Origin of the sequence: Streptomyces albicerus, assembly GCF_008905045.1 — a bacterium.
Classification (GTDB): domain Bacteria; phylum Actinomycetota; class Actinomycetes; order Streptomycetales; family Streptomycetaceae; genus Streptomyces; species Streptomyces albicerus.
The window spans coordinates 1-17,731 of sequence record NZ_VWMY01000092.1; the positions used below are offsets into that span (position 1 = coordinate 1).

General features: G+C 69.6%; 20 protein-coding genes. 11 read left to right on the forward strand and 9 right to left on the reverse strand.

The genetic code is table 11. From position 1 onward, the window contains the following. From GAS53_RS47825 to GAS53_RS47845, 6 genes are all read left to right on the forward strand, one after another. Positions 1 to 291: TetR family transcriptional regulator C-terminal domain-containing protein (locus GAS53_RS47825; RefSeq protein ID WP_192583610.1), on the forward strand; the 291-nt coding region annotated here is incomplete at its 5' end. A 502-nt stretch (positions 292 to 793) separates the two neighbouring features. Then, positions 794 to 1,471 carry a hypothetical protein gene (locus GAS53_RS47830; protein ID WP_151484071.1) on the forward strand — a complete coding sequence of 226 codons (678 nt, stop codon included), beginning with the start codon at positions 794 to 796 and terminating at the stop codon, positions 1,469 to 1,471. Positions 1,472 to 1,667: 196 nt separating this feature from the next. After that, positions 1,668 to 2,870 carry a SpoIIE family protein phosphatase gene (locus GAS53_RS47835; protein WP_151484072.1) on the forward strand — a complete coding sequence of 401 codons (1,203 nt, stop codon included), beginning with the start codon at positions 1,668 to 1,670 and terminating at the stop codon, positions 2,868 to 2,870. A gap of 213 nt (positions 2,871 to 3,083) precedes the next feature. After that, the gene (locus GAS53_RS57240; protein ID WP_225859565.1) at positions 3,084 to 3,233 is read left to right on the forward strand and encodes a hypothetical protein; all 150 of its coding nucleotides are present in this window, start codon (positions 3,084 to 3,086) and stop codon (positions 3,231 to 3,233) included. Positions 3,234 to 3,414: 181 nt separating this feature from the next. After that, positions 3,415 to 3,684 carry a hypothetical protein gene (locus GAS53_RS57245; RefSeq protein WP_225859566.1) on the forward strand — a complete coding sequence of 90 codons (270 nt, stop codon included), beginning with the start codon at positions 3,415 to 3,417 and terminating at the stop codon, positions 3,682 to 3,684. A gap of 11 nt (positions 3,685 to 3,695) precedes the next feature. Further along, the gene (locus GAS53_RS47845; protein ID WP_225859567.1) at positions 3,696 to 4,115 is read left to right on the forward strand and encodes a hypothetical protein; all 420 of its coding nucleotides are present in this window, start codon (positions 3,696 to 3,698) and stop codon (positions 4,113 to 4,115) included. Positions 4,116 to 4,340: 225 nt separating this feature from the next. Here GAS53_RS47845 and GAS53_RS47850 read toward each other — a convergent pair whose 3' ends face one another. Then, positions 4,341 to 4,742, reverse strand: a complete 402-nt coding sequence (locus GAS53_RS47850; protein ID WP_151484073.1) for an ATP-binding protein — start codon at positions 4,740 to 4,742, stop codon at positions 4,341 to 4,343. A 618-nt stretch (positions 4,743 to 5,360) separates the two neighbouring features. Here GAS53_RS47850 and GAS53_RS47855 point away from each other — a divergent pair. Beyond that, complete coding sequence (locus GAS53_RS47855) at positions 5,361 to 5,594, forward strand: hypothetical protein (protein WP_151484074.1); 234 nt, start codon at positions 5,361 to 5,363, stop codon at positions 5,592 to 5,594. A gap of 707 nt (positions 5,595 to 6,301) precedes the next feature. Here the strand turns inward: GAS53_RS47855 and GAS53_RS47865 are convergent. Further along, entirely contained in the window at positions 6,302 to 6,784 is a 483-nt protein-coding gene (locus tag GAS53_RS47865) for a hypothetical protein (RefSeq protein ID WP_151484075.1), read from the reverse strand. Positions 6,785 to 7,087: 303 nt separating this feature from the next. Between GAS53_RS47865 and GAS53_RS47870 the strand changes: the two genes are divergently transcribed. Further along, on the forward strand, positions 7,088 to 7,315 hold the full coding sequence (locus GAS53_RS47870) for a hypothetical protein (RefSeq protein ID WP_151484076.1): 228 nt from the start codon (positions 7,088 to 7,090) through the stop codon (positions 7,313 to 7,315). Here the strand turns inward: GAS53_RS47870 and GAS53_RS57255 are convergent. The 4 genes from GAS53_RS57255 to GAS53_RS47890 form a co-directional block, all read right to left on the reverse strand. Continuing rightward, a complete protein-coding gene (locus GAS53_RS57255; RefSeq protein WP_225859572.1) occupies positions 7,272 to 7,805 on the reverse strand; it encodes a protein kinase domain-containing protein in 534 nt (177 codons plus the stop codon). The two genes, GAS53_RS47870 and GAS53_RS57255, sit on opposite strands and share 44 nt — an antisense overlap. Positions 7,806 to 8,801: 996 nt before the next feature. Then, on the reverse strand, positions 8,802 to 9,023 hold the full coding sequence (locus tag GAS53_RS47880) for a hypothetical protein (RefSeq protein WP_151484077.1): 222 nt from the start codon (positions 9,021 to 9,023) through the stop codon (positions 8,802 to 8,804). A gap of 73 nt (positions 9,024 to 9,096) precedes the next feature. Beyond that, complete coding sequence (locus GAS53_RS47885; RefSeq protein WP_151484078.1) at positions 9,097 to 9,453, reverse strand: hypothetical protein; 357 nt, start codon at positions 9,451 to 9,453, stop codon at positions 9,097 to 9,099. 306 nt (positions 9,454 to 9,759) lie between these two features. Next, the gene (locus GAS53_RS47890; RefSeq protein WP_151484079.1) at positions 9,760 to 10,074 is read right to left on the reverse strand and encodes a hypothetical protein; all 315 of its coding nucleotides are present in this window, start codon (positions 10,072 to 10,074) and stop codon (positions 9,760 to 9,762) included. Positions 10,075 to 10,814: 740 nt separating this feature from the next. Between GAS53_RS47890 and GAS53_RS47895 the strand changes: the two genes are divergently transcribed. Further along, positions 10,815 to 11,288: a hypothetical protein gene (locus tag GAS53_RS47895; protein ID WP_225859568.1), complete on the forward strand. Its 474-nt coding sequence runs from the start codon at positions 10,815 to 10,817 to the stop codon at positions 11,286 to 11,288. 609 nt (positions 11,289 to 11,897) lie between these two features. Then, the gene (locus GAS53_RS47900; protein ID WP_192583611.1) at positions 11,898 to 13,103 is read left to right on the forward strand and encodes an MFS transporter; all 1,206 of its coding nucleotides are present in this window, start codon (positions 11,898 to 11,900) and stop codon (positions 13,101 to 13,103) included. On the opposite strand, the gene GAS53_RS47905 is transcribed toward GAS53_RS47900, so the two are convergent. After that, complete coding sequence (locus GAS53_RS47905) at positions 13,039 to 13,755, reverse strand: response regulator (protein WP_151484081.1); 717 nt, start codon at positions 13,753 to 13,755, stop codon at positions 13,039 to 13,041. The genes GAS53_RS47900 and GAS53_RS47905 overlap by 65 nt on opposite strands. A gap of 542 nt (positions 13,756 to 14,297) precedes the next feature. After that, positions 14,298 to 15,770, reverse strand: a complete 1,473-nt coding sequence (locus GAS53_RS47910; RefSeq protein ID WP_225859569.1) for a DHA2 family efflux MFS transporter permease subunit — start codon at positions 15,768 to 15,770, stop codon at positions 14,298 to 14,300. A 48-nt stretch (positions 15,771 to 15,818) separates the two neighbouring features. Here GAS53_RS47910 and GAS53_RS47915 point away from each other — a divergent pair, with 48 nt between their 5' ends. Next, positions 15,819 to 16,268 carry a MarR family winged helix-turn-helix transcriptional regulator gene (locus GAS53_RS47915; RefSeq protein WP_151484083.1) on the forward strand — a complete coding sequence of 150 codons (450 nt, stop codon included), beginning with the start codon at positions 15,819 to 15,821 and terminating at the stop codon, positions 16,266 to 16,268. 3 nt (positions 16,269 to 16,271) lie between these two features. On the opposite strand, the gene GAS53_RS55745 is transcribed toward GAS53_RS47915, so the two are convergent. After that, positions 16,272 to 17,441 carry an MFS transporter gene (locus tag GAS53_RS55745; RefSeq protein ID WP_192583612.1) on the reverse strand — a complete coding sequence of 390 codons (1,170 nt, stop codon included), beginning with the start codon at positions 17,439 to 17,441 and terminating at the stop codon, positions 16,272 to 16,274. Positions 17,442 to 17,731: the final 290 nt, after the last annotated feature.

Here is a 17,731-nt window from a genome sequence, read left to right on the forward strand (position 1 = left end):
CTCGCGGACCGCGATGACACGGCACGCACCGACCTGGCCGCGTGCTTCGAGGCATGGGAGGGATACCTCGTCGATGGCCTCACACACACGAGGGACCGAGGCGACCTCGCACCGAACGCCGATCCCCGCCTACTCGCCATGGCGACCTTCGCCAGCCTGCAGGGCGGACTCCTCTTGGCCAAGACGCACAAGGACGACGAGCCCCTTCGCGTCGCCCTCGACGCGGCCTACGCCCACCTGCGCACCTTCCAGACCACCAAGGCCACGCCACGCACCGGCTCTTCGCACTGACGGCTGACACGATCCCCACCAGCCAGGACGGTGGACGCCGCCGACAACAGGAGACGCGATGACCACGATCGCAGACTTCACCCGACGCGTCCCCCTCGATGGCCGCCTGTCCCTCGTATCCCATCTGCGGCCCAGGGGACGGCGAACGCACCGGTTGTCAGCGCGAGGCTCGGCGCCGTAGGCGTGGCTGCTCGAGGCGCCACCGCCACCGGCGAGTTCGGGCGCGCCACCTGCTCTGGATCGCTGCCCGTCCAGGGCTGCTGAGAGCAGGCCGAGCCGCGCCGGCGGCCCAGTCCGCATCGCCCCAATCAGTGATCTGCGTCACTTCACGCTCGTGAGCTGTGACGTTTCACGATCACGTCGCGCTGGGCACAGCGGCCCGCCTGTGTGACGGGTGTGCCTGACAACTCCAGATGCCGCCGGTGAACGTAGGCACGGCCGAGTGCGAGACAGCGCCCGGCAATCGAACCGTACGAAGCCAAAGGGGGGTACGAACACGGCGATGAGGGGACGACGAGCGCGAAGACGGAACAGCCGTGCCCTCCTGTGGGGCCCTGCGGACTACTTCGGACGCCCGCCCACCGGGCTGGTGGCCGAAGGCGTTCTCGTCGCGTTCCTCGGCACCGTCCTCATCGTCGGCTCCAGCGCCGTCGGCTCCCTGACCGGGTCGGCCACCCTGCGCTCCGGCGCGGCGGGCGTGGTCTGCGCCCTCGCGCTCGCCCTCTACCTCCTGATCGTCCGGGCGGGTCGCGCCCTGGTCGGCGCCGTGGTCGTGACCGGCCTGGCCCTGTCCGTGCTCGTCCCCCGGGTGACGGCCGAGATCACGTTGGCCGAGCGCGGCCAGCGGCAAGAAGTGATCGTCACCGCCGTCCAGACCGCGCGCTCCCCCGGCAGCAGCGCTGACCGCAGCTGTTCCTTCGCCCGCGAGGACGGCGTACCCGTCCCTGTTCCCATCCGGCGCGGGTGCCAGGCGTACACCACGGTCGGCGACCGCATCACCGCCGTGTTCGACCCCCAGGGCGTGATCACGCCGAGAGCCGTGGGTCGCTTCCGGCTCGGCCGGCTCATCGGCACCGGGGCACTCGCGCTCGTATTGCCGGGCCTGTGTCTCATCGCCGTGGTGCGCTCCTACCGGATCCCGTCCCACGGGGCACGGCCGTACACATCCACCTGTTCATGATCGTGTCGTTGATCGGGCCAGAAGTCCGCGGAGTCGTATGGGCGCTCTCGCGTCTTTAACACGTCTGCCCGGAGCGGGAGATGACTCGTCGGCACCCCAATCATCCTTGTTGCGGTAACTTGCCCTGACGGCCCGCCGCGGCGTCGCTACGCTGGGCGAACACAAAGCGGCATGAGGAGCGCGAGGAGGCGGCACAGTGCTCCCTCAACTCTCCGTTCCGGCCCCCGCGCCGAAGGCGATCCCCGCGATCCGGGCTGTGACCGTCCTGACGGTCGTCGCGGTCGCGGCACTGGACGTGGCCTTCAGCAGCAGCCATCGAGGAATCATGACCCTGCTGGTCGCGGTCCCAGCAATGAGCCTGCTTCTGCCCACGCACCATCGCCGTCCCTTGCTCACCGGTGCGGCCACGTTCGGCGCCGCGCTGCTGCTGGGTGCGCTGGAGTGGCGGGACCGCCCGATCGTCGTCGCCGGCACGCTGATCAACATCGCGCTGGTCACCCTCGTATCGCTGCGGCTCGAAGACCCCCGAGCCGACGCGGTGCGCGACGACTCTTCGGCCGAGCCCGGCCCCGCGCCCGTACCAAGGGAACCGGACGCTCCACGGACCCTGTCGTCCCAAGTCGGAGACGTACGGGTGGAGATGCGGCGCCTGCCCGCTCCCGGGCAGGCGCCGATCCGAACCGACTTCTACGACCTGCGGCCCACACGGTTCGGTGTACGCCTACTGGTCGCCGGTTTCACGAGCAATGACCCGGCCACCCGGCAGGCCGCCGCGCATCTGCTCTACCACTGGGCGAAGACCGCCGAGGAGGAACCGAGCCTCGCCGAACTCGCCCGGCGCCTGGACGCGGCTCTCACCGACGTCGACGGCAAGGATGCCGGCGGCCTCCTCATCAACATCGACGACGACAGAACCGCGACGCTGATCTGCTGCGGACACCCGCCGCCCGTCCTCGTGACCGAGGACACCGCACAGCCACTCAATGTCGTCTCCCCTCTGCCCCCGCTCGGCCGCTTCGGGCAGTCCCGTGCCGATCTGCCGATCTACACGACAGCCCTACGGCTCGCCCCAGGGCGCCGCCTGCTGCTGCACACCGACGACGAAGCAGGAGACGCGGCACCAGATGTCCAAGCCGCCCTGCGCTCGGTGCAGTCCAGAGCCGGCTCCCTCGGCAACCTCGAACCCGGCGCGTTCCTCGACCGGCTGGCCACCGAGCTCAAGGAACGGGAAGGGCACGTCGGAAAATGGACCAGCGGCGACGTGCTCCTGCTTCTGGTCGAGTGCGCCCCACAAGCTTTGGCCTCCCTCGCCCGTACACCTGAAGATACGCACAAAGACGCGCACGACGATCCCTGTGCACCCTCAACCGCGGAACATCCACCGCCTGAAGTCTCATAGGCCCGCAACTGAACGGCCCTCAAAACCCAGATGCCCCAGACCTCATCCCGGACATGAGCAGAGACGACAGCAACGAGGCATACGTACTCGACCTGTGCGACAAGGTCCTCGGGGAGAACGGCCAGCGCCAGCACAGGTTCGACTGGCTGCTGGGCGAACAGGCGGCAGGTCAAACTGTCGGTCGACTCGTACTGGCCCGGCCAACAACTCGTCGTGGAACACCGGGAACTCCAACACAACCAGCCGATGCCGCACTTCGGCAAGCCGGACAGGCGCACCGTCAGCCGCGTGCACCGCGGTGAACAGCGGGCACTGTACGACGCCCGCCGCGACACCCTGATCCCCAGCACGCGCTGCGGCTGACGATCATCCGCCCGGCCGGCCTCGACGCCGACGTCCGAGGCCGCCTGCGCCGCAGCAAGGACCTCGGCCTGAAGGCGGTACGAAAGCTCCTGGCACCGGTCAGCGATGAGGACCGCGTAACCGACGCCTTCCGGCGGTGGCTGATCACCGAGGGATGGACCCCGGTCACACCCACCGACTGGTGACCGACGTCGAGGCCGTACGCGGCGACGCACGGCTGATCGGAGAGGCAAAGGGCCGTACCCAGGAAAAGGGCATCGACGCCGACACCGCCTACGGCCAGCTCCTGCGCCGCATGATCAGCGACTCCCCGGACATCCGCCACGCGCTCATCGTGCCAACCTCGTCCGTGTGGCACGCGGAACGGGTCCCGGCCCACGTCCGGCGCCTGCTGCGGATCGATCTCTACGAGGTGACGGACGACGACCAGGTACGCCCCCATCCGGCCTGACGCTCCCGCTCTTGGGCAGGCTGGACGACCGCTTCCCGCTCACGGCGGCCGCCTTCGGCGCGCTGCCGGCTGCCGCCTGCTCGCCGCCCGGCGTGCACTCCCGGGCCGACGATGATGTTTGTGGGCCATGCCCTACGCCGCTGGCTGACCATCCTTCCTCGTGCCATGGCCAGGAGCCCTCCGGCAGAGAGATAGCCATCGCGGGGATCGGCACAGCCCTGCTGGCGATCGTCCGCTGCGCCACGCCCACCCCGCTCGCCGCCGAAGCTTTCGACGCGACCGGCGAGATCCTCGGCAACCCCTGGATGGTCACCGCCGTCGTCCGTCGCCGACGCTCCGGCCACAACGCCCGTTGCCCGCCCTCCGGCGAGCCCAAGAAACCCGCCGCCCGGGACCAGCCGCCCAGCCCGAAAGACCCGCACCCCTGGTGACACCGCCACCGCCGCGGCGCTCCTCGTCGCCGCAGCGTTGTCCACCGCCGAACCCGCCCACGGCCTCCAGCTACACCGGCTGACCGTCGGCGCCTGGTAGCACCCCCGCCCGGCCGCCCCCGCCGGGCACAGATCGCGGCGATCGCCCCTGGGCGATACCCGATGAGAGGCTGCCGCCCTCGGCGGACCGTGCCAACCACCCGCCCTCCACGGTGGGTGGTTTCGCTACTCAGACAGGGGCACGATCGCCTGGATCGTCTTGCCCCCGGGGACGATCTCAACATGCACCTGCGAAGCGAGTTCTCGTATGAGCTGCCAGCCCACCCCGCCAGGCCTCTGCACGTCCAGATCCCGCTCCTGCGGAACACACTGACTGGCGTCGGCCACCGTCACGATGACGCAGCCCTCGCCCGGATCCAGGCGGAAGTCAGTCAGACCCTCGGCATGCCGGATCGCATTCGTCACCAGCTCGGACACCACCAACAGCACCGCGTCGTTGCGGCCCTCACTTCCCGGCGAGCACGCCCACAGGAAGCCGCGCGCGACGTCGCAGGCCCGCTCCGCCCATTGCCGACTGCGACTCTCACGCCAGCGCGCGAGGTCCGCTTCATCGGGGAGTTGCGCCATCGCACCCTCCCGAGCAAGGTCCACGGGTCGTCATTCGCACGCTCGCCCCAATTCTCCTGTGCCACACGGTCGTCTCCGCGCTGCCCCGCCGAACCGGTCATGAGGGTGTCCACGCCAGGGTCACGCGGGCAGGCAGACGACGGGGGGATCGCGCCTGCCTGCCCCTGTGCGAGTATCCGCCCACAAGGGGTGGCGTGTACTCCCGGGACCTTGTGACCAGTCCACCCCGTACAGCGCGAAGAGCGCAGCCGGTGTCACACCGGGCCTGGCTGCGGGACGCTATCGCCAGCCGGCGACGCCGAACTCAACCATCGCCGCGAACCGGCAGGCACACGTCGACCATGTCACTCCAGGGCCGCCGTGACGGTATCGGCTCCCCGCCGCGTTCCACCTGTGTAGGCTGCGACCGGCCCCGTCGCCCTCCCCCACCCGTCGGCTCTCCTGCCCGGCTGCTCATATCGGCGGGCACTCCGCACGGAGGAGACGCGTGAGCAACACTGTGCCGGAAACCCCCGGCGCCGAAGACGTCATGGAGCACATCGCTCACCTGGGCCGCGCATTATGGGCGGCCACCCACCTCGGCGCCCCGGCCCCGTAGTGGCCCAGCTGCGCGACCGCATGGACCAGCCCCAACCCGGCGACCTGGTCATGGAAATCACCCCCTTCGCCTCCGGAGGCTTCGACCCGCACAGCGTCGGCCGACTCCTACGGATCGACACCCGACCAGGGTGGCCCGCCCGGTACGTGATCGAGCCACTGCTCAGGCCCGGCGAAGAGAGAGACGGCCTGGACCTGTCGATCATGGCGCTCCCCGACCAGATGAGCTACGCCCGCTGGGCGGAAGGCAGATGACACCCCCGGCGATGCCCTCTGGAGCGTGACGCAGTGATACACGGCACCAGGACCCGGTCTCCACCCGGCAGCGGTTCCACCACGCTCCCGCCCCAGACCAAGGGCTCCTCTTGGCGTTACCATTTCCGCCCGAATGCCACTGATCTGACTCGGACGGCTGATCGTACGCACCCAGCAGGTATTCGATGCGCTGGTTGTTGAGGGACTGCCGGTCGTAGAGGCACTTCGCGTAGCGGGTCAGGAGGACCTTGACGCTGTTGCCTGCGGCTGGGCGACCTCGGTGGTGTCCGCGCCCACGCACAGCCAGGTGGACAGGGCCGAAGGCCGCAGGTCGCATCGGCGGCCCAAGAGGGGGCAGGGCTAGGTCGCGGGTTTCGTGCCAGATCCGGTGGTAGTGACTGATGATGCCCACCGCGTTCGCTGAAGAACGGTCGGCTGTCGTGCCGAACGTCTCGACGCTCTGTCAAAGAGGGTCCCTGTTCCACGAGACGGATCCCGACGAGTTGTTCCTCACGAGCAGGGCAGTGGTCATGACGGCAGTCCTGCTGCTCCCTTGGTTCCCGCCGTCTCGTTAAGTACGAGCTCATTCGCGCGTCCGGGTAAGCAGGTACTGGCCACCGCGTCTAGAGAAAGGTCGGTCGGTGCGGTCGACTCCCTTGTCTGGACACTCGGCGCGGGTCGCCCGCTATCGGGGAGTAGGCGGGCAGCTAGCCACGGCTCGAGTCATAGCCCCACCGAGCCCGGCCGTCTTTGCCCATGAAGCATTTGGCGGGCCGTCCGTCTTCGGCGGTGCCGAGAGTGCCGACGGGGGAGCACGCGTATCCGAACTGGATACCCGTCTCGCCGCCAGAGCTACTCCCGCCGCTTGTCCCGCTGCTGCCGGAGCCGTTGCCGCTGCCTGCGGCGGGCTGTGCAGTGACGGTCACTTTCACATTCACCGTCTTTGTCACGGTGACCGTGGGCGCGGGATTCGCCTTCGCCTTCGCGGTTGCCGTCACGGTGACGGTCGGGCCGGGGCTTGCCGTCGCGGGTTTCGCGTCGTCGGTCGTGGTGCCGTCGCCGCTGGCTCCGGCGCCGATGCCGAGGAAGAACGCGAAGCCAAGCGCAGGGAGCATGTACCTCTTGGATGCCCATTTCGAGGCCGGGCGCGGCGGCTGCGGTCCGGGCGGCGTCATGTACGGGTTGGCCATCTCGTCCCCCTGCGGGCGGTTCTGGAAGGGATGACCGTACTGCTCGGGAGATGATGTGTCGGTATCTGGGGGAGTAGTGACCTTCCTGTGATGATGGTCTGTCACGCTCGAAGGGCTACTCACTCGGTGTCATGCGGCGCGGGGTGCCCGTACGGCCTTCTTCACTGCCTGCTCGCCTGCGTGCCGCGGAATGGTCACGCCTCGCGCGCCGCGCTGGGTGACAGCCCCCTGCATGCCTCGGGGCTTCACGGAAGCGCTGCCGCTGCGTGTCATGCTGCGGCAGTTCTTCGAAGGGAGGGTGAGATGACTGAGAAGCCGCTGACACACAAGGAAGCGCTCGCCACAGTGATCCAGGCGCTGGGAGGCACCTGGGACACGGAACGCGCCGTGCTGGCTTTGCGCGTTGCCGGGTACGAGCCGAAGGACCAGGAGGCTGCAGGCAAGGAAGCCCGCCACAACCTGCGCGAACTCGCCAAGGCCGGCCTGATCACGAGACCAGATCCGGACCAGGCCGTATACCGGCTGGCCTGATCGCTGAACCCTCCGAGCCCTCGTCGCCTGCCTTGCGCGGGCGACGGACGCCTATTCGAGTGCGGTGGGCGCGCGGGCGGGAGTGCGTGACGGGGGCCTCCGCCGGACGCGGCGGCACGGGCGCAGGAGCGACCGGGGCGGTGCCTTGCGGCTCCGGAGGGGCTGCGCCTGCTGCTGCGCGCGGAGCCAGGTGGCTGCTTGCTCGACGGCGGGCCGGTGCGGGGCCCTTGGCCAGCAGGTGCAGTACGTAGTCGGAGAGCGGCTGCGGTATCTCGGGGCGCAGCCGGGCGGGCGGTAGCGGGGCGGCGTCGACGTGCTGTCGCACCACGACGAGTGAGGTGGCGCCACGAAACGGCGGCCGGCCGGTGAGCAGTTCGTACAGCACGCAGCCCAACGAGTAGACGTCCGATGCCGGCTGCGCCGCCCGCCCCAGGGCCCGCTCGGGGGCGAGGTAGTCGGCGGTGCCGAGGATCTTGCCGGTGGCGGCCAGGTTCGTAAGTCGCCGTCGGCAGACGGCAGGACCCGGTTGCGGTCGTCCCTACGCTCGGCGTCGAAGGATCTTCTCTGCGGCACTGCATATCCGCGACAGCACTCGATAGGCGTCCCTCCGACGGTCGGCGTCCGAACTCAAGCACGCCACGAGTGCAGCGATCAGGACTGGCAGCAGGATGAAGCCCACGACAGCTGCGGTGTACGTCGTCATGGCGGACAAAGGTAAGTGGCGTTGCACAGCGGGGCGAGCCGGTTATCCACAGATTCCGGTAATCCCTGTGGACAACTGGTGAGGGCTGAGCTCCCCCTGCGGCAACGGGCGCAGGGAGAACCAGTGCAGGCGCCGGTGATGGCGGCCGAAGTCGCGCCGGAAATGCACCAGGCAGGCCCGTCGCCGTTGAGGACTGTCCGGCATGCCACTGGCTGGGTCAGCATCCGGACCATGCACGGGCCACGAGGACGGCGGTGATCGGTGCGGCTCTGACGTACATGGTGGCCGAGCGCTTGCAGGCCCCGTCATCGCGGGAAGCCGGCAACGGCACGGCCAGGAGGCGTACATGCTCCGTGGCCGACCTGTGACGTCGTCAAGTACCTGTCTTCACAGAGGTGTTGACTCCGCAACCGTCCATCGTCATGTGTGACGCTCCAGGCGCACGGCGCGCTGGAGGAGGTGACCCCGCTGACGGGGGTCAGGGCGCCCGCCCTCTTGGGGGAGGTATGCGGGCGCTGTCGTGCAGGGGCAGGCTCGTTCCCCCCGTGACGGGTCTGTCCCTGCTCGCGCAAATCGGCACGGGCCGTTTCTCACCGGGCGGGAGGCCGGGCCGTTCTTCACACTTGCGGCAGCCTCACCGGTGCAGGGCCCATCGCCGCAGATCGCGTGAGTAGGCCGGGCCTCCCGGTTACGACGTTGGGCAACGCGCTTCGCCTCCCGCTCCTGCTGGCCGCGTGCGTACCCCGCCTGTCTGAATGACCCTCATAGTCAGCGTCCGCGCGGTCAGACGTTTCCGGAGCGGCGCTGTGGCGGTCGCGCCGTGTTCAGTTCGGTGAGCAGCAGAAGTCCGGCCGGTCCGGCGGTCAGCACCAACGCGATCGCCACCCCGGCGGGAAGAAGGCCGACAGCCGCCACGGCGAGCGCGCCGGCGCAGGCGGTCCAGCGGCGCGCCCGTCGCCGGGCCGCCGCAGGAGACGCGAACAGGTGCGCGTACTTCGCTGTCACCCGGCTCTTCAGCACCGTGGGCCCTCGCCTTTTTCCTGTGGTGCTGGATCGGCCTGTTCACCCCGGATGTAGGTCAGCCCAATCGCCGAGGCTGCGCCCGGGACGGGCCCGTCAGCGGCTGGGTCCGCCGTCCGAACCAGTCGGTCATGGCCGCGCCTCCCTGCAACCCCAGGCTCAGGAACACCAGGTGAGGTGCGGTCGCGGAGCGCAGGATGTCGGCTGCCTCCGTGGGCATGCCCGCCAGTTCGGCCACCGCCGGCACCACGCCGCCCACGTACAGTACGAGCGCGGAGACCCCCTGCACTCGGATCCGCGCCGGGGACCACCGTGTGCGGGCCCTCCTCGGTGCCCAGCCACGGAGCATGGCGATGCCGAGAGGCAGCAATACCGCGGTGAACAGGCCGATCCAGCACCACAGGAAAACCGTCACGTCCTGCTCCCTTTCCGTGCTTCCTCAGCGCGAAGTCTGCCCCGCGCACGATCCGCTGTCACTGCCGGAATCCGGAAGTCTCCGCGCGGCCGGACTGCGCAGGTACCGCAGCCCGCCACCGGGCCGCTCACCTGGTCCGTCAGGGACCGGGCCCGGCGCGACGGGCCCCGTTCCTGTTCAGCGGCAGGGACACCCAGAAGGGCAGCGAAGAGAAAACACGACGAACCCGCCACCGGGCCGCCGGCGCCCTGCGGAGCCGGAGCCGGGCCGGAAGGCTACTGCAGTCGCAGCCGTTCCCGAACTCGGCTACGTGACCGAGCAGTTCCCCCAGACCTCGGCCAGGGCCTCGGGAATCTGTGCGACATCGCCGCAGCCCTGCGGCCCACGGGGGAAACCGTCACTGGCGACGTAGCTCCAGCTCCCTGCGGACGTACCGCGGAAGTACTTCGTGGCGCCGCCCTCGTCCTGCAGGCGCACGAGTTCCTCGTACGTGGTACCAGGGGTGGACTCGAACCGTGCGGCGGCGTAGCGGACGCCGCCGCACTGGCCGTAGAAGAACTGCCCCGGCACCGGCTGGATATGGGCGAAGCGGGGAAAACTGCGCTGGTATGCCACCGTCACGGCGGCCTTCACCGCGTCGGTGGCGGTCAGGTTGTGACAGCCGGAACGGTCTGCGATGGCAGCGGTTCCGGCGGGAGTGGGGGAAGTCGTCGCCCTGGCCGGGGCGGCAGAAGTGCGCGATGGCGTGGGCGTGGTGTCGGCAGGGACGTGCGAAGGGGCGCCTGCCGAGACAGAGGCATTCACGGAAGGCGACGAGGAGGGGGCGCCCGATCCGGCGTGCGCGCCTGACGAATCCTCGCAACCTGTCAGCACCAGGATGCCGCCCATCACCGCCATCACCGACCCACCTCTGAGATCGAGCATGGCGAGTCCTCTTCTCCGCAGATGAAGCCTCCGCCACGAGCTGCGACAGAGAGTGCGACCGCCTGGCGTCCGACCACCGCTCCGTTCTTAGACACGCTGGGCAGCTCTGGGGTTGCAGAAGAGAGGGGCATACGGTGGTCTCAATTCGCTATATGCGCCCTGGTCCACCTGTCCGCGACGCCGGGCACAGCATCGACTGGAACATCAACATCGGCTCCACCTCGATCCGGGCCTACCAGCACGCTGCCGGGGCCCTGAAGTCCCCGCCACCGGCACCGTCCGATGCATCAAGAGGGGCCGCACAAAGACCGGTTCAGGTACGCACGCACGTGGTACCGAGACGGATCCAGGTTGTGAGAATGTGGCCCTTGGGTGAAGTGTGCACCGGCTCATGGTGAGGCGCGAGCACTGGTGGAGCGGGGGTCGAGGACATCGAGTTGGCGCGCACTCTCGATGACGGACGTCGGGTCGTCAAGCACCGATGCGGCTACGAATGGGAGCACCGGCAGCCCACGCCCCCGACGAAAAGGCCGTCCTATTCCTTCAGCGACCTCAAGGCTCGTTTCCCGAAAGCCAAGGACGTCGAGCCCCAGTGGCTGGAACGGGCGGCTCGGCTCAAGTCGCAGTACCTTGCCACCAAGCCAGACTTCGATCCTCACGTAGCGGCCTACTGGGCGAAGTACCAGAGGATCTTCTCCCCCAACGGGTTGGGGACGTGCGACCCGAGGGTGCTCAAGGACTTCGCCAACTCCGACGTCGGCGCCCGCCCCGGCAACCAGGCCACCTTCAACTCCGCGTGGAAGCAGGCGCCCGTTCGGCCGGCCAGGAAGGTGCCAGCACATCGCCAGCGTGATGGCTGTCAGTGCGTCGCTGACCTCGTCTCGGGGATTCTTAATCGTTGCTCTATCTGAGCCACTGGGCGTCCCGAATGCTGCGGGCACTGACTTCTGTTGACGTATTTGTACTGGTCAGGCCCCTTCAATGGATGCTCGATGACCGTGCTCGTACTCATAATGGACCGTGATTCGAACGGGGGACCCTCACGCGGCTGCTTCACGGGAACGGTGATTGACCTGCTGAAATGTGTCTGACAGTGACGCGAAACACACATGGTTTGGTGGCTTCACTGTTTCGGTCCAGCGTGGTGCTACCAGGCGAGTCTGGGATTCCTGGGCTGCCTGTGACGGCGTGAAGTATGGAATGAGCCTTCGGGCACCGCCGCCGAACCTCTATGCAGCCGAGTGCTCTCCGTCGTCAGGGAGGAGGCCCCTGAGAGGACAGCTGAGCCGCGCCCGAATGATATTCACCTGCTCCGACTTCTTCCACGTGATGTGGAAGAGCTGCGGTTCAGCCTCCACGCTCCGCGTAGGCGAAGACACGCGTTCAGGCCCATGACCACCGATGACGCCCGTGGATAAAGTCACCGCCTCCAACCATTGTTCTCGAGAGGAGAACGAATGGGCGCCGACCCGGGCGGGGCAAGCCACATGAGCGCATCCCCGGTGCGAGGGACACGGAACATGCCGTCCGGGAAAGCTGGGCGGCATGGACGGTTCACGGGCTCCTGCGAGGCGGAGATTGGTGAGCGTCGTGTCATCGCCTTCGTCTATCTGGCCGGTGTGTCGGCGGCCGTCGCGCTGGGGCGGTTCGTTCCGCTGGAGGCAGGAGTCAGGGACGCCTTCGGGCTCTCGCTGACGGCGTTCGGCTGGCTGGTCTCCGGTGTCACCGTGGTGGCGGCGTGCCTGGCCGTGCCGGCGGGGTTGTGGGTCGCTCGACGTAATCTGGGCGGTGTTCTGTCCGCCGGGCTGGGGGTCATGCTGGTGGGCGGGCTGCTGGAGGTCGCGGCGCCGGTGGCGTTCGTGCTGTACGGCGCTCGGGTGTTGGAGGGGGCCGGCTATCTGGCGGTGGTCGTCACGGGGCCGCTGATCCTGTCGTCACGGTGCGGGCCCGCGACGCAGCGCGGGGCGCTGGCCCTGTGGAGCACCTTCATCCCGGTGGGTCTGGCACTCGCCTCGGCGATCGGTACGCTCGGCGGCACGGTGGGATGGCGGGCCGCCGGGGCACTGACGCTGGTACCCGTTGTGGCCGCCCTCGTCGGCGCCCTGGAGTGGCTGACCGGTGTGCGGGGCCGGGCCGACGAGCCATACGTCGGTCACGGCCGGGGGTTCGGGCCTGTGCTCCAGCTCTCGTTGTCCTTCGCCCTCATCGCCCTGCTCGGGGTCACCGCGGTGGCCCTGCTGCCGAACCTCGCCACGGACAGGGGCGTGCGTTCGGCGACCGGCGGTGTGACCGCCGCCGTGGTGTCACTGGCCGCGGTGCCCGGCGGGCTGCTGGCGGGGCTGTTGCTGGGCCGGGGCATCGGGCCGCGTGCACTGGTCATGGCCGTACTCGCCATGCCGTGTGCCGCGGCAGTGATGTATCAGGCCATGTCCTGGGCCGTTATCGCCGTCGGTGCCGCCATGATGCAGTTCGCGGGCGGGCTGGTCCTCGCCGTGCTGTACGCGAGCATGCCGTCCGTCGCCCGTTCGCCTCACGAGCTCGGGCGCGGCTACGGCTTGTTGAACCAGGCGGGCAGCGTCGGCACGCTGCTTGGCCCGCCCGCTCTGGGCTTCGCGGTCACCCACGCCGGCTGGACCGCGGCGACCGTCCTGGTCACCGTGGTCACCTTGGCCGGCCTGGCGCTCTGCCTGGTGGCGACCAGGCGTCCGGGACCGTCGGCACCGTGAACCCGGACTGGTAGGCGAAGACGACGAGTTGGGCGCGGTCGCGCAGGGCGAGCTTCTCGCGCAGGTGGTAGACGTGCGAGCGTACGGTCGCCTCCTGCAGCGTCAGCTTGGCGGCGATGTCCGCGTCCGACAGACCGGCCGCCACCAGCAGCAGGATCTCGCACTCGCGCGGGGTGAGTGAGTGCAGGCCCTGCTGGGCCGCGGCGACGGGCTGGGCGTTGCGCCAGTAAAGCCAGTCGATCAGGCGCCGGGTGACGGGGCCGCTGGCCGCGGCCTCGCCCGCGGCCAGGGCGCGCACCGCGCGGATCATCTCCTCGGACGGGGTGTCCTTCAGCAGATAGCCGTACGCTCCCGCCTCCAGCGCCTTCATCACGGTCGTGTCGTCGGCTTGCGCGGTGAACACGAGGACCTCGGGGCGCGGCGCCGGCCATGCCGGGCTCGTCACCTCGGCAGCGACCTCCAGGCCCGAGCGCCGGGCCAGGCGGATGTCGGTGATCAGCACGTGAGGCGCGTGCTGCCGTGCCAGGGCGAGTGCCTCCGTGCCGTCTCCGGTGGTTGCGACGACGTCGATGTCCGGCTCACGGGTCAGCGCGCCTGCCAGCCCGTCGCGTACCACGGGCAGTTCGTCGCAGATCAGCACGCGGATCGTCACGCGCCAACAGTACCGACGCGTGAAGTTCGGCGAAGGGCGACGATCAGCGTTAGTAATCGGGCTGTTCTCCGACGCGCGTGCCGGCCCTCCGCCTCCGGTTCACGTGCGACGAGCACGGCGAGGGCCGCGAGCGTCGGCACAGCGGCAAGGGCAATGAGCGCGGGGCCGTAATGACCGGTCAGGTCGTGGCCGAGGGAGACGGCGAGCGGGCCGAAGGCGCTGGCCGCGATGGTGACGGTGTGGGCGGCGCCAAAGCAGCGGAGCAGGGTGGCAGATTCGACGACGCGGAGCAGGCCGCCGGAGGTGCCGAACAGGATGCCGTAGCCGATGGCTGCCCGGCCAGGCGAGACCAGGCGGGCCGTGCGAAGTCCGCGCCGAGTACGAGAAGTTGCGAATCACCGCGTGAAATAGACGGTCAGACACCTGTCCGGGAAACGCGTGGCCCCTCAGCTTCAGGGGCTTCGAGTTCGACGGACAGCTGCTGACCGTTGGGCATGGGGAGCGCGATGGGCTGGTCGTCTCCTGTCATGCGGTCAGCGCGCTCACGCACCGGGACGGCTGTTCGGCTCGCGCGGTATGTCGAGTCGGGCGTTGACGAGGATCAGTACCGCTATCGCTCCGGCGGCCAGGATGCCGGTGGCCCAGGTGGTGGCCACGGTGTAGCCGTGGACCACGCCGGCCAGCCGCGCCTGCCCGCCGTTCGGTCGCGCCGCGAGGTACGCGGCGGTGCTGGTGGCCGCGATGGTGTTCAGCACCGCGACCCCTACCGACGCGCCGACTTGTTCGGAGGCGTTGAACACCGCGCTGGCGACCCCGGACTCGCGCTCGGCGACCTCGAAGGTGGCGAGGTTCGCGGCGACGGGCGACATGGTCCCCAGGCCCAGCCCGATCAGCACCAGTGCGGGCAGCACGCGTCCGAGGTAGCCGCTGTCGACATCGAGCCCGGTCAGCCGGCCCATGCCCGCCGCCGCGAGGAGCAGTCCGGCGGCCAGCAGCAGACCGGACCGTACGCGGGTCATCACGCGGCCGACGAGTACGGAGGCGACCAGCACTCCCCCGGCGAAGGGCAGGAAGGCGACGCCCGTTTCCAGCGCGGTGTAGCCGGCGACGGTCTGCAGGTAGAACGACACGAGCAGGAACATCCCGAACATGCCGATCATGACCAGGACGAAGGCGAGGTAGGCGCCGCCGCGGTTGCGGTGGGCCACGATGCGCAGCGGCAGCAGCGGATCCGGTACCCGCGCCTCGGTCGCCACGAACACCAGCAACAGGACGACGCCGGTGGCCAGCATGCTCACGGTCAACGGCGCGGTCCAGCCGTCCGTGGTGGCGGTACCGAATCCGTACACCAGCGCCACCAGCCCGGCGGTGGCCAGTACCGCGCCGGCCACATCGACTCGCGCGCGTTCCCGGCCGCGGCTCTCCTTGAGCACGAACACCGCGCCCACCGCGGCCATCAGGGCGAGCGGGGTGTTGACGTACAGCACCCAGCGCCAGTTCAGGTACTCGGTGAGCACCCCGCCCAGCACCAGTCCGACTCCGGCGCCGCCGCCCATCACCACACCGAACACGGCGAACGCCCGGCCCCGCTCGCGCGGGTCGGGAAACGTGGTCGCGACCAGCGACAGCGCGGTCGGCGCCAGCAGTGCCCCGAACGCGCCCTGCCCGGCGCGGGCCGCCACCAACATGGCCAGGTTCACCGAGGCGCCGCCGACCGCCGACGCCGCGGCGAAGCCCGTCAGCGCGATCAGGAACGCTCGCTTGCGGCCGATGCGGTCGGCGATCCGGCCGCCCACCAGGAGCAGGCCGGCGAAGGCCAGGGTGTAGGCCGTGATCACCCACTGACGGCCACCAGCCGACACGTCGAGCGCCCGCCCGATGGACGGCAGGGCGACGTTCACGATCGTCACATCGAAGACGACCATCAGCTGCCCCAGCGCGGTCACCGCCAGCGCCCACCAACGCCTCCGGTCCCCTGCCATAGACGACGACGGGGACCGCGTACGTGTGTTCATCAACATGGAGCCCTCCCCTTAGATATCAGCTTTGCTGATACAAGACGGATGGAACGGCGCCTCACGTACTTGCTCCGCCAAGCCACCACGTCGATGCGGGCCGCGTTGCGGCACGGCCTGGGAGACCTGGACCTCACGCCGGTCCAGAACACGGTGCTCCACCTGGTCGCCACCACCCCCGGCAGCTCCTCAGCCGATCTGGCTCGCCGCACTCACGTCAGCCCCCAGACCATGCACAAGCTCGTCACCGAGCTCGAACACCGGGGACTGCTGAAGCTGCACCCCCGTCCCGGCCACGGCCGCATCCGGGATGCTGAGCTGACCGACGAGGGGCGGCGACTTCTGACGGAGGCGGATGTCCGAGCCCAGACGATCGAGGACCGCATGACCGCAGGTCTCGACGACCGGCAGCGCCGGCAGCTGATCGACCTGCTGCAGCACTGCGTCACCGCGCTTGACACGCCGCCGGAAGAGCCCGGGCAACGCGCGCGGAAGTAGCGGTCAGCCGCGGACAGTTGGCTTGCGGGAGAGGACGACGGCGAGGGCCGAGGCGAGCGGGATGGCGGCCAGGGCGATCAGGGCGGTGCCGTAGCGGCCGGTGAAGTCGTGGCCGAGGGAGATGGCCAGCGGGCCGAAGGCGCTCGCGCCGATGGTGATTGTGTGGGCAGTACCGCGGATGGCGCCGAGGTGCGCGGTGCCGAAGTAGCGGGGGTAGGTGGCGGATTCGACGGCGCGGAGCAGTCCGTTGGAGGCGCCGAGCAGGAGGCCGTAACCGATGGCGGTCCAGCCGGGTTCGACGAGGCGGGCGGAGAGGACCGCGCAGGTGAGGATCGCCATCGCGCCGATGAGTACGCCCTTGGGCGAGACGTGGTCGATGAGGGCGCCGGCGGCGAGGGTGGCGAGCAGGGCGGCTGCGGTCTGGGGCAGGAAGTTGGCGGCGGCTTCGACCGGGGTGAGGCCGCGCTCGCCGAGCAGGGCGATCTGGTGGAAGTTCAGCCCCGTGGTGAGCATGCTGCTGGCGGCCAGGCAGGCGGCGACGGCCCAGAACGCGCCGGTACGCAGCGCCCGGCGCAGAGGCCAGCCGGTCAGCGGCGCGTCGACGGCAGTGCCGGCGAGTGGGGCGATGCCGTCGACGTGCTGGCCGAGGTCGGCGGGCCTGTTGCGGATACCGAAGAGCGCGAGGGGGATGACGATCAGCCAGACGGCGACGCCTTCGACGGCCCACGCCTGGCGCCAGCCGTACGCGGAGACCAGGCGTTCGACAAGCAGTGGGGCAAGGGAGATGCCGGCCGTGCCCACCGCGCTGGTGATGCCGAGCGCCAGGCCGCGTCGCATGTCGAACCAGTACGCGACGGTGGTGGTCGCCACCAGGGACAGCGCCCCCTGCCCGGCCATGCGGATGCCGACGAACCCGGCGGTCAGACCGACGATCCCGGTGACGAAGGACAGGGAGATCAGGATCGCGCCGAACACGGCTCCGACGGCGGCGATCACCCGTCTGGGGCCGTAGCGGTCGATGGCGCGGCCGACCAGCGGCATCGCGCAGGCACCGACGAGCGTTCCGGCCAGGTACGCGGTGGAGACCTGGGTGCGGCTGATGCCGAGGTCCCTGATGAGCGGGTCGATGAAGACGGAGACGCCGGTGGTCTGCCCTGGCGCGGTCATCGCCATGGCCAGGGCGCTGTAGCCGACGATGCGCCAGCCGTGGAAACGCCCGCCGGACGCGGGCCCGGCAGGCGCGGTGGGATCGGCTTCGGAGCGGAAGGGCTTGGCGACGCGGCTCAGTGTTCCTCCTCCCCGGCTGCCCCGTCGTCCCGAAGGGGCAGATGACGCGAGCCCGGTTCCAGGGTCGTCAGGGCATTGTCCCGGACCCCGCCCCGTGCACAGAAGGCCGCCTCTTTCCCGCGGTCCCCGCGGGAAAGAGGCGGCCGGCGTCAATGGCCCGCGGTGAGCTGGCCGGC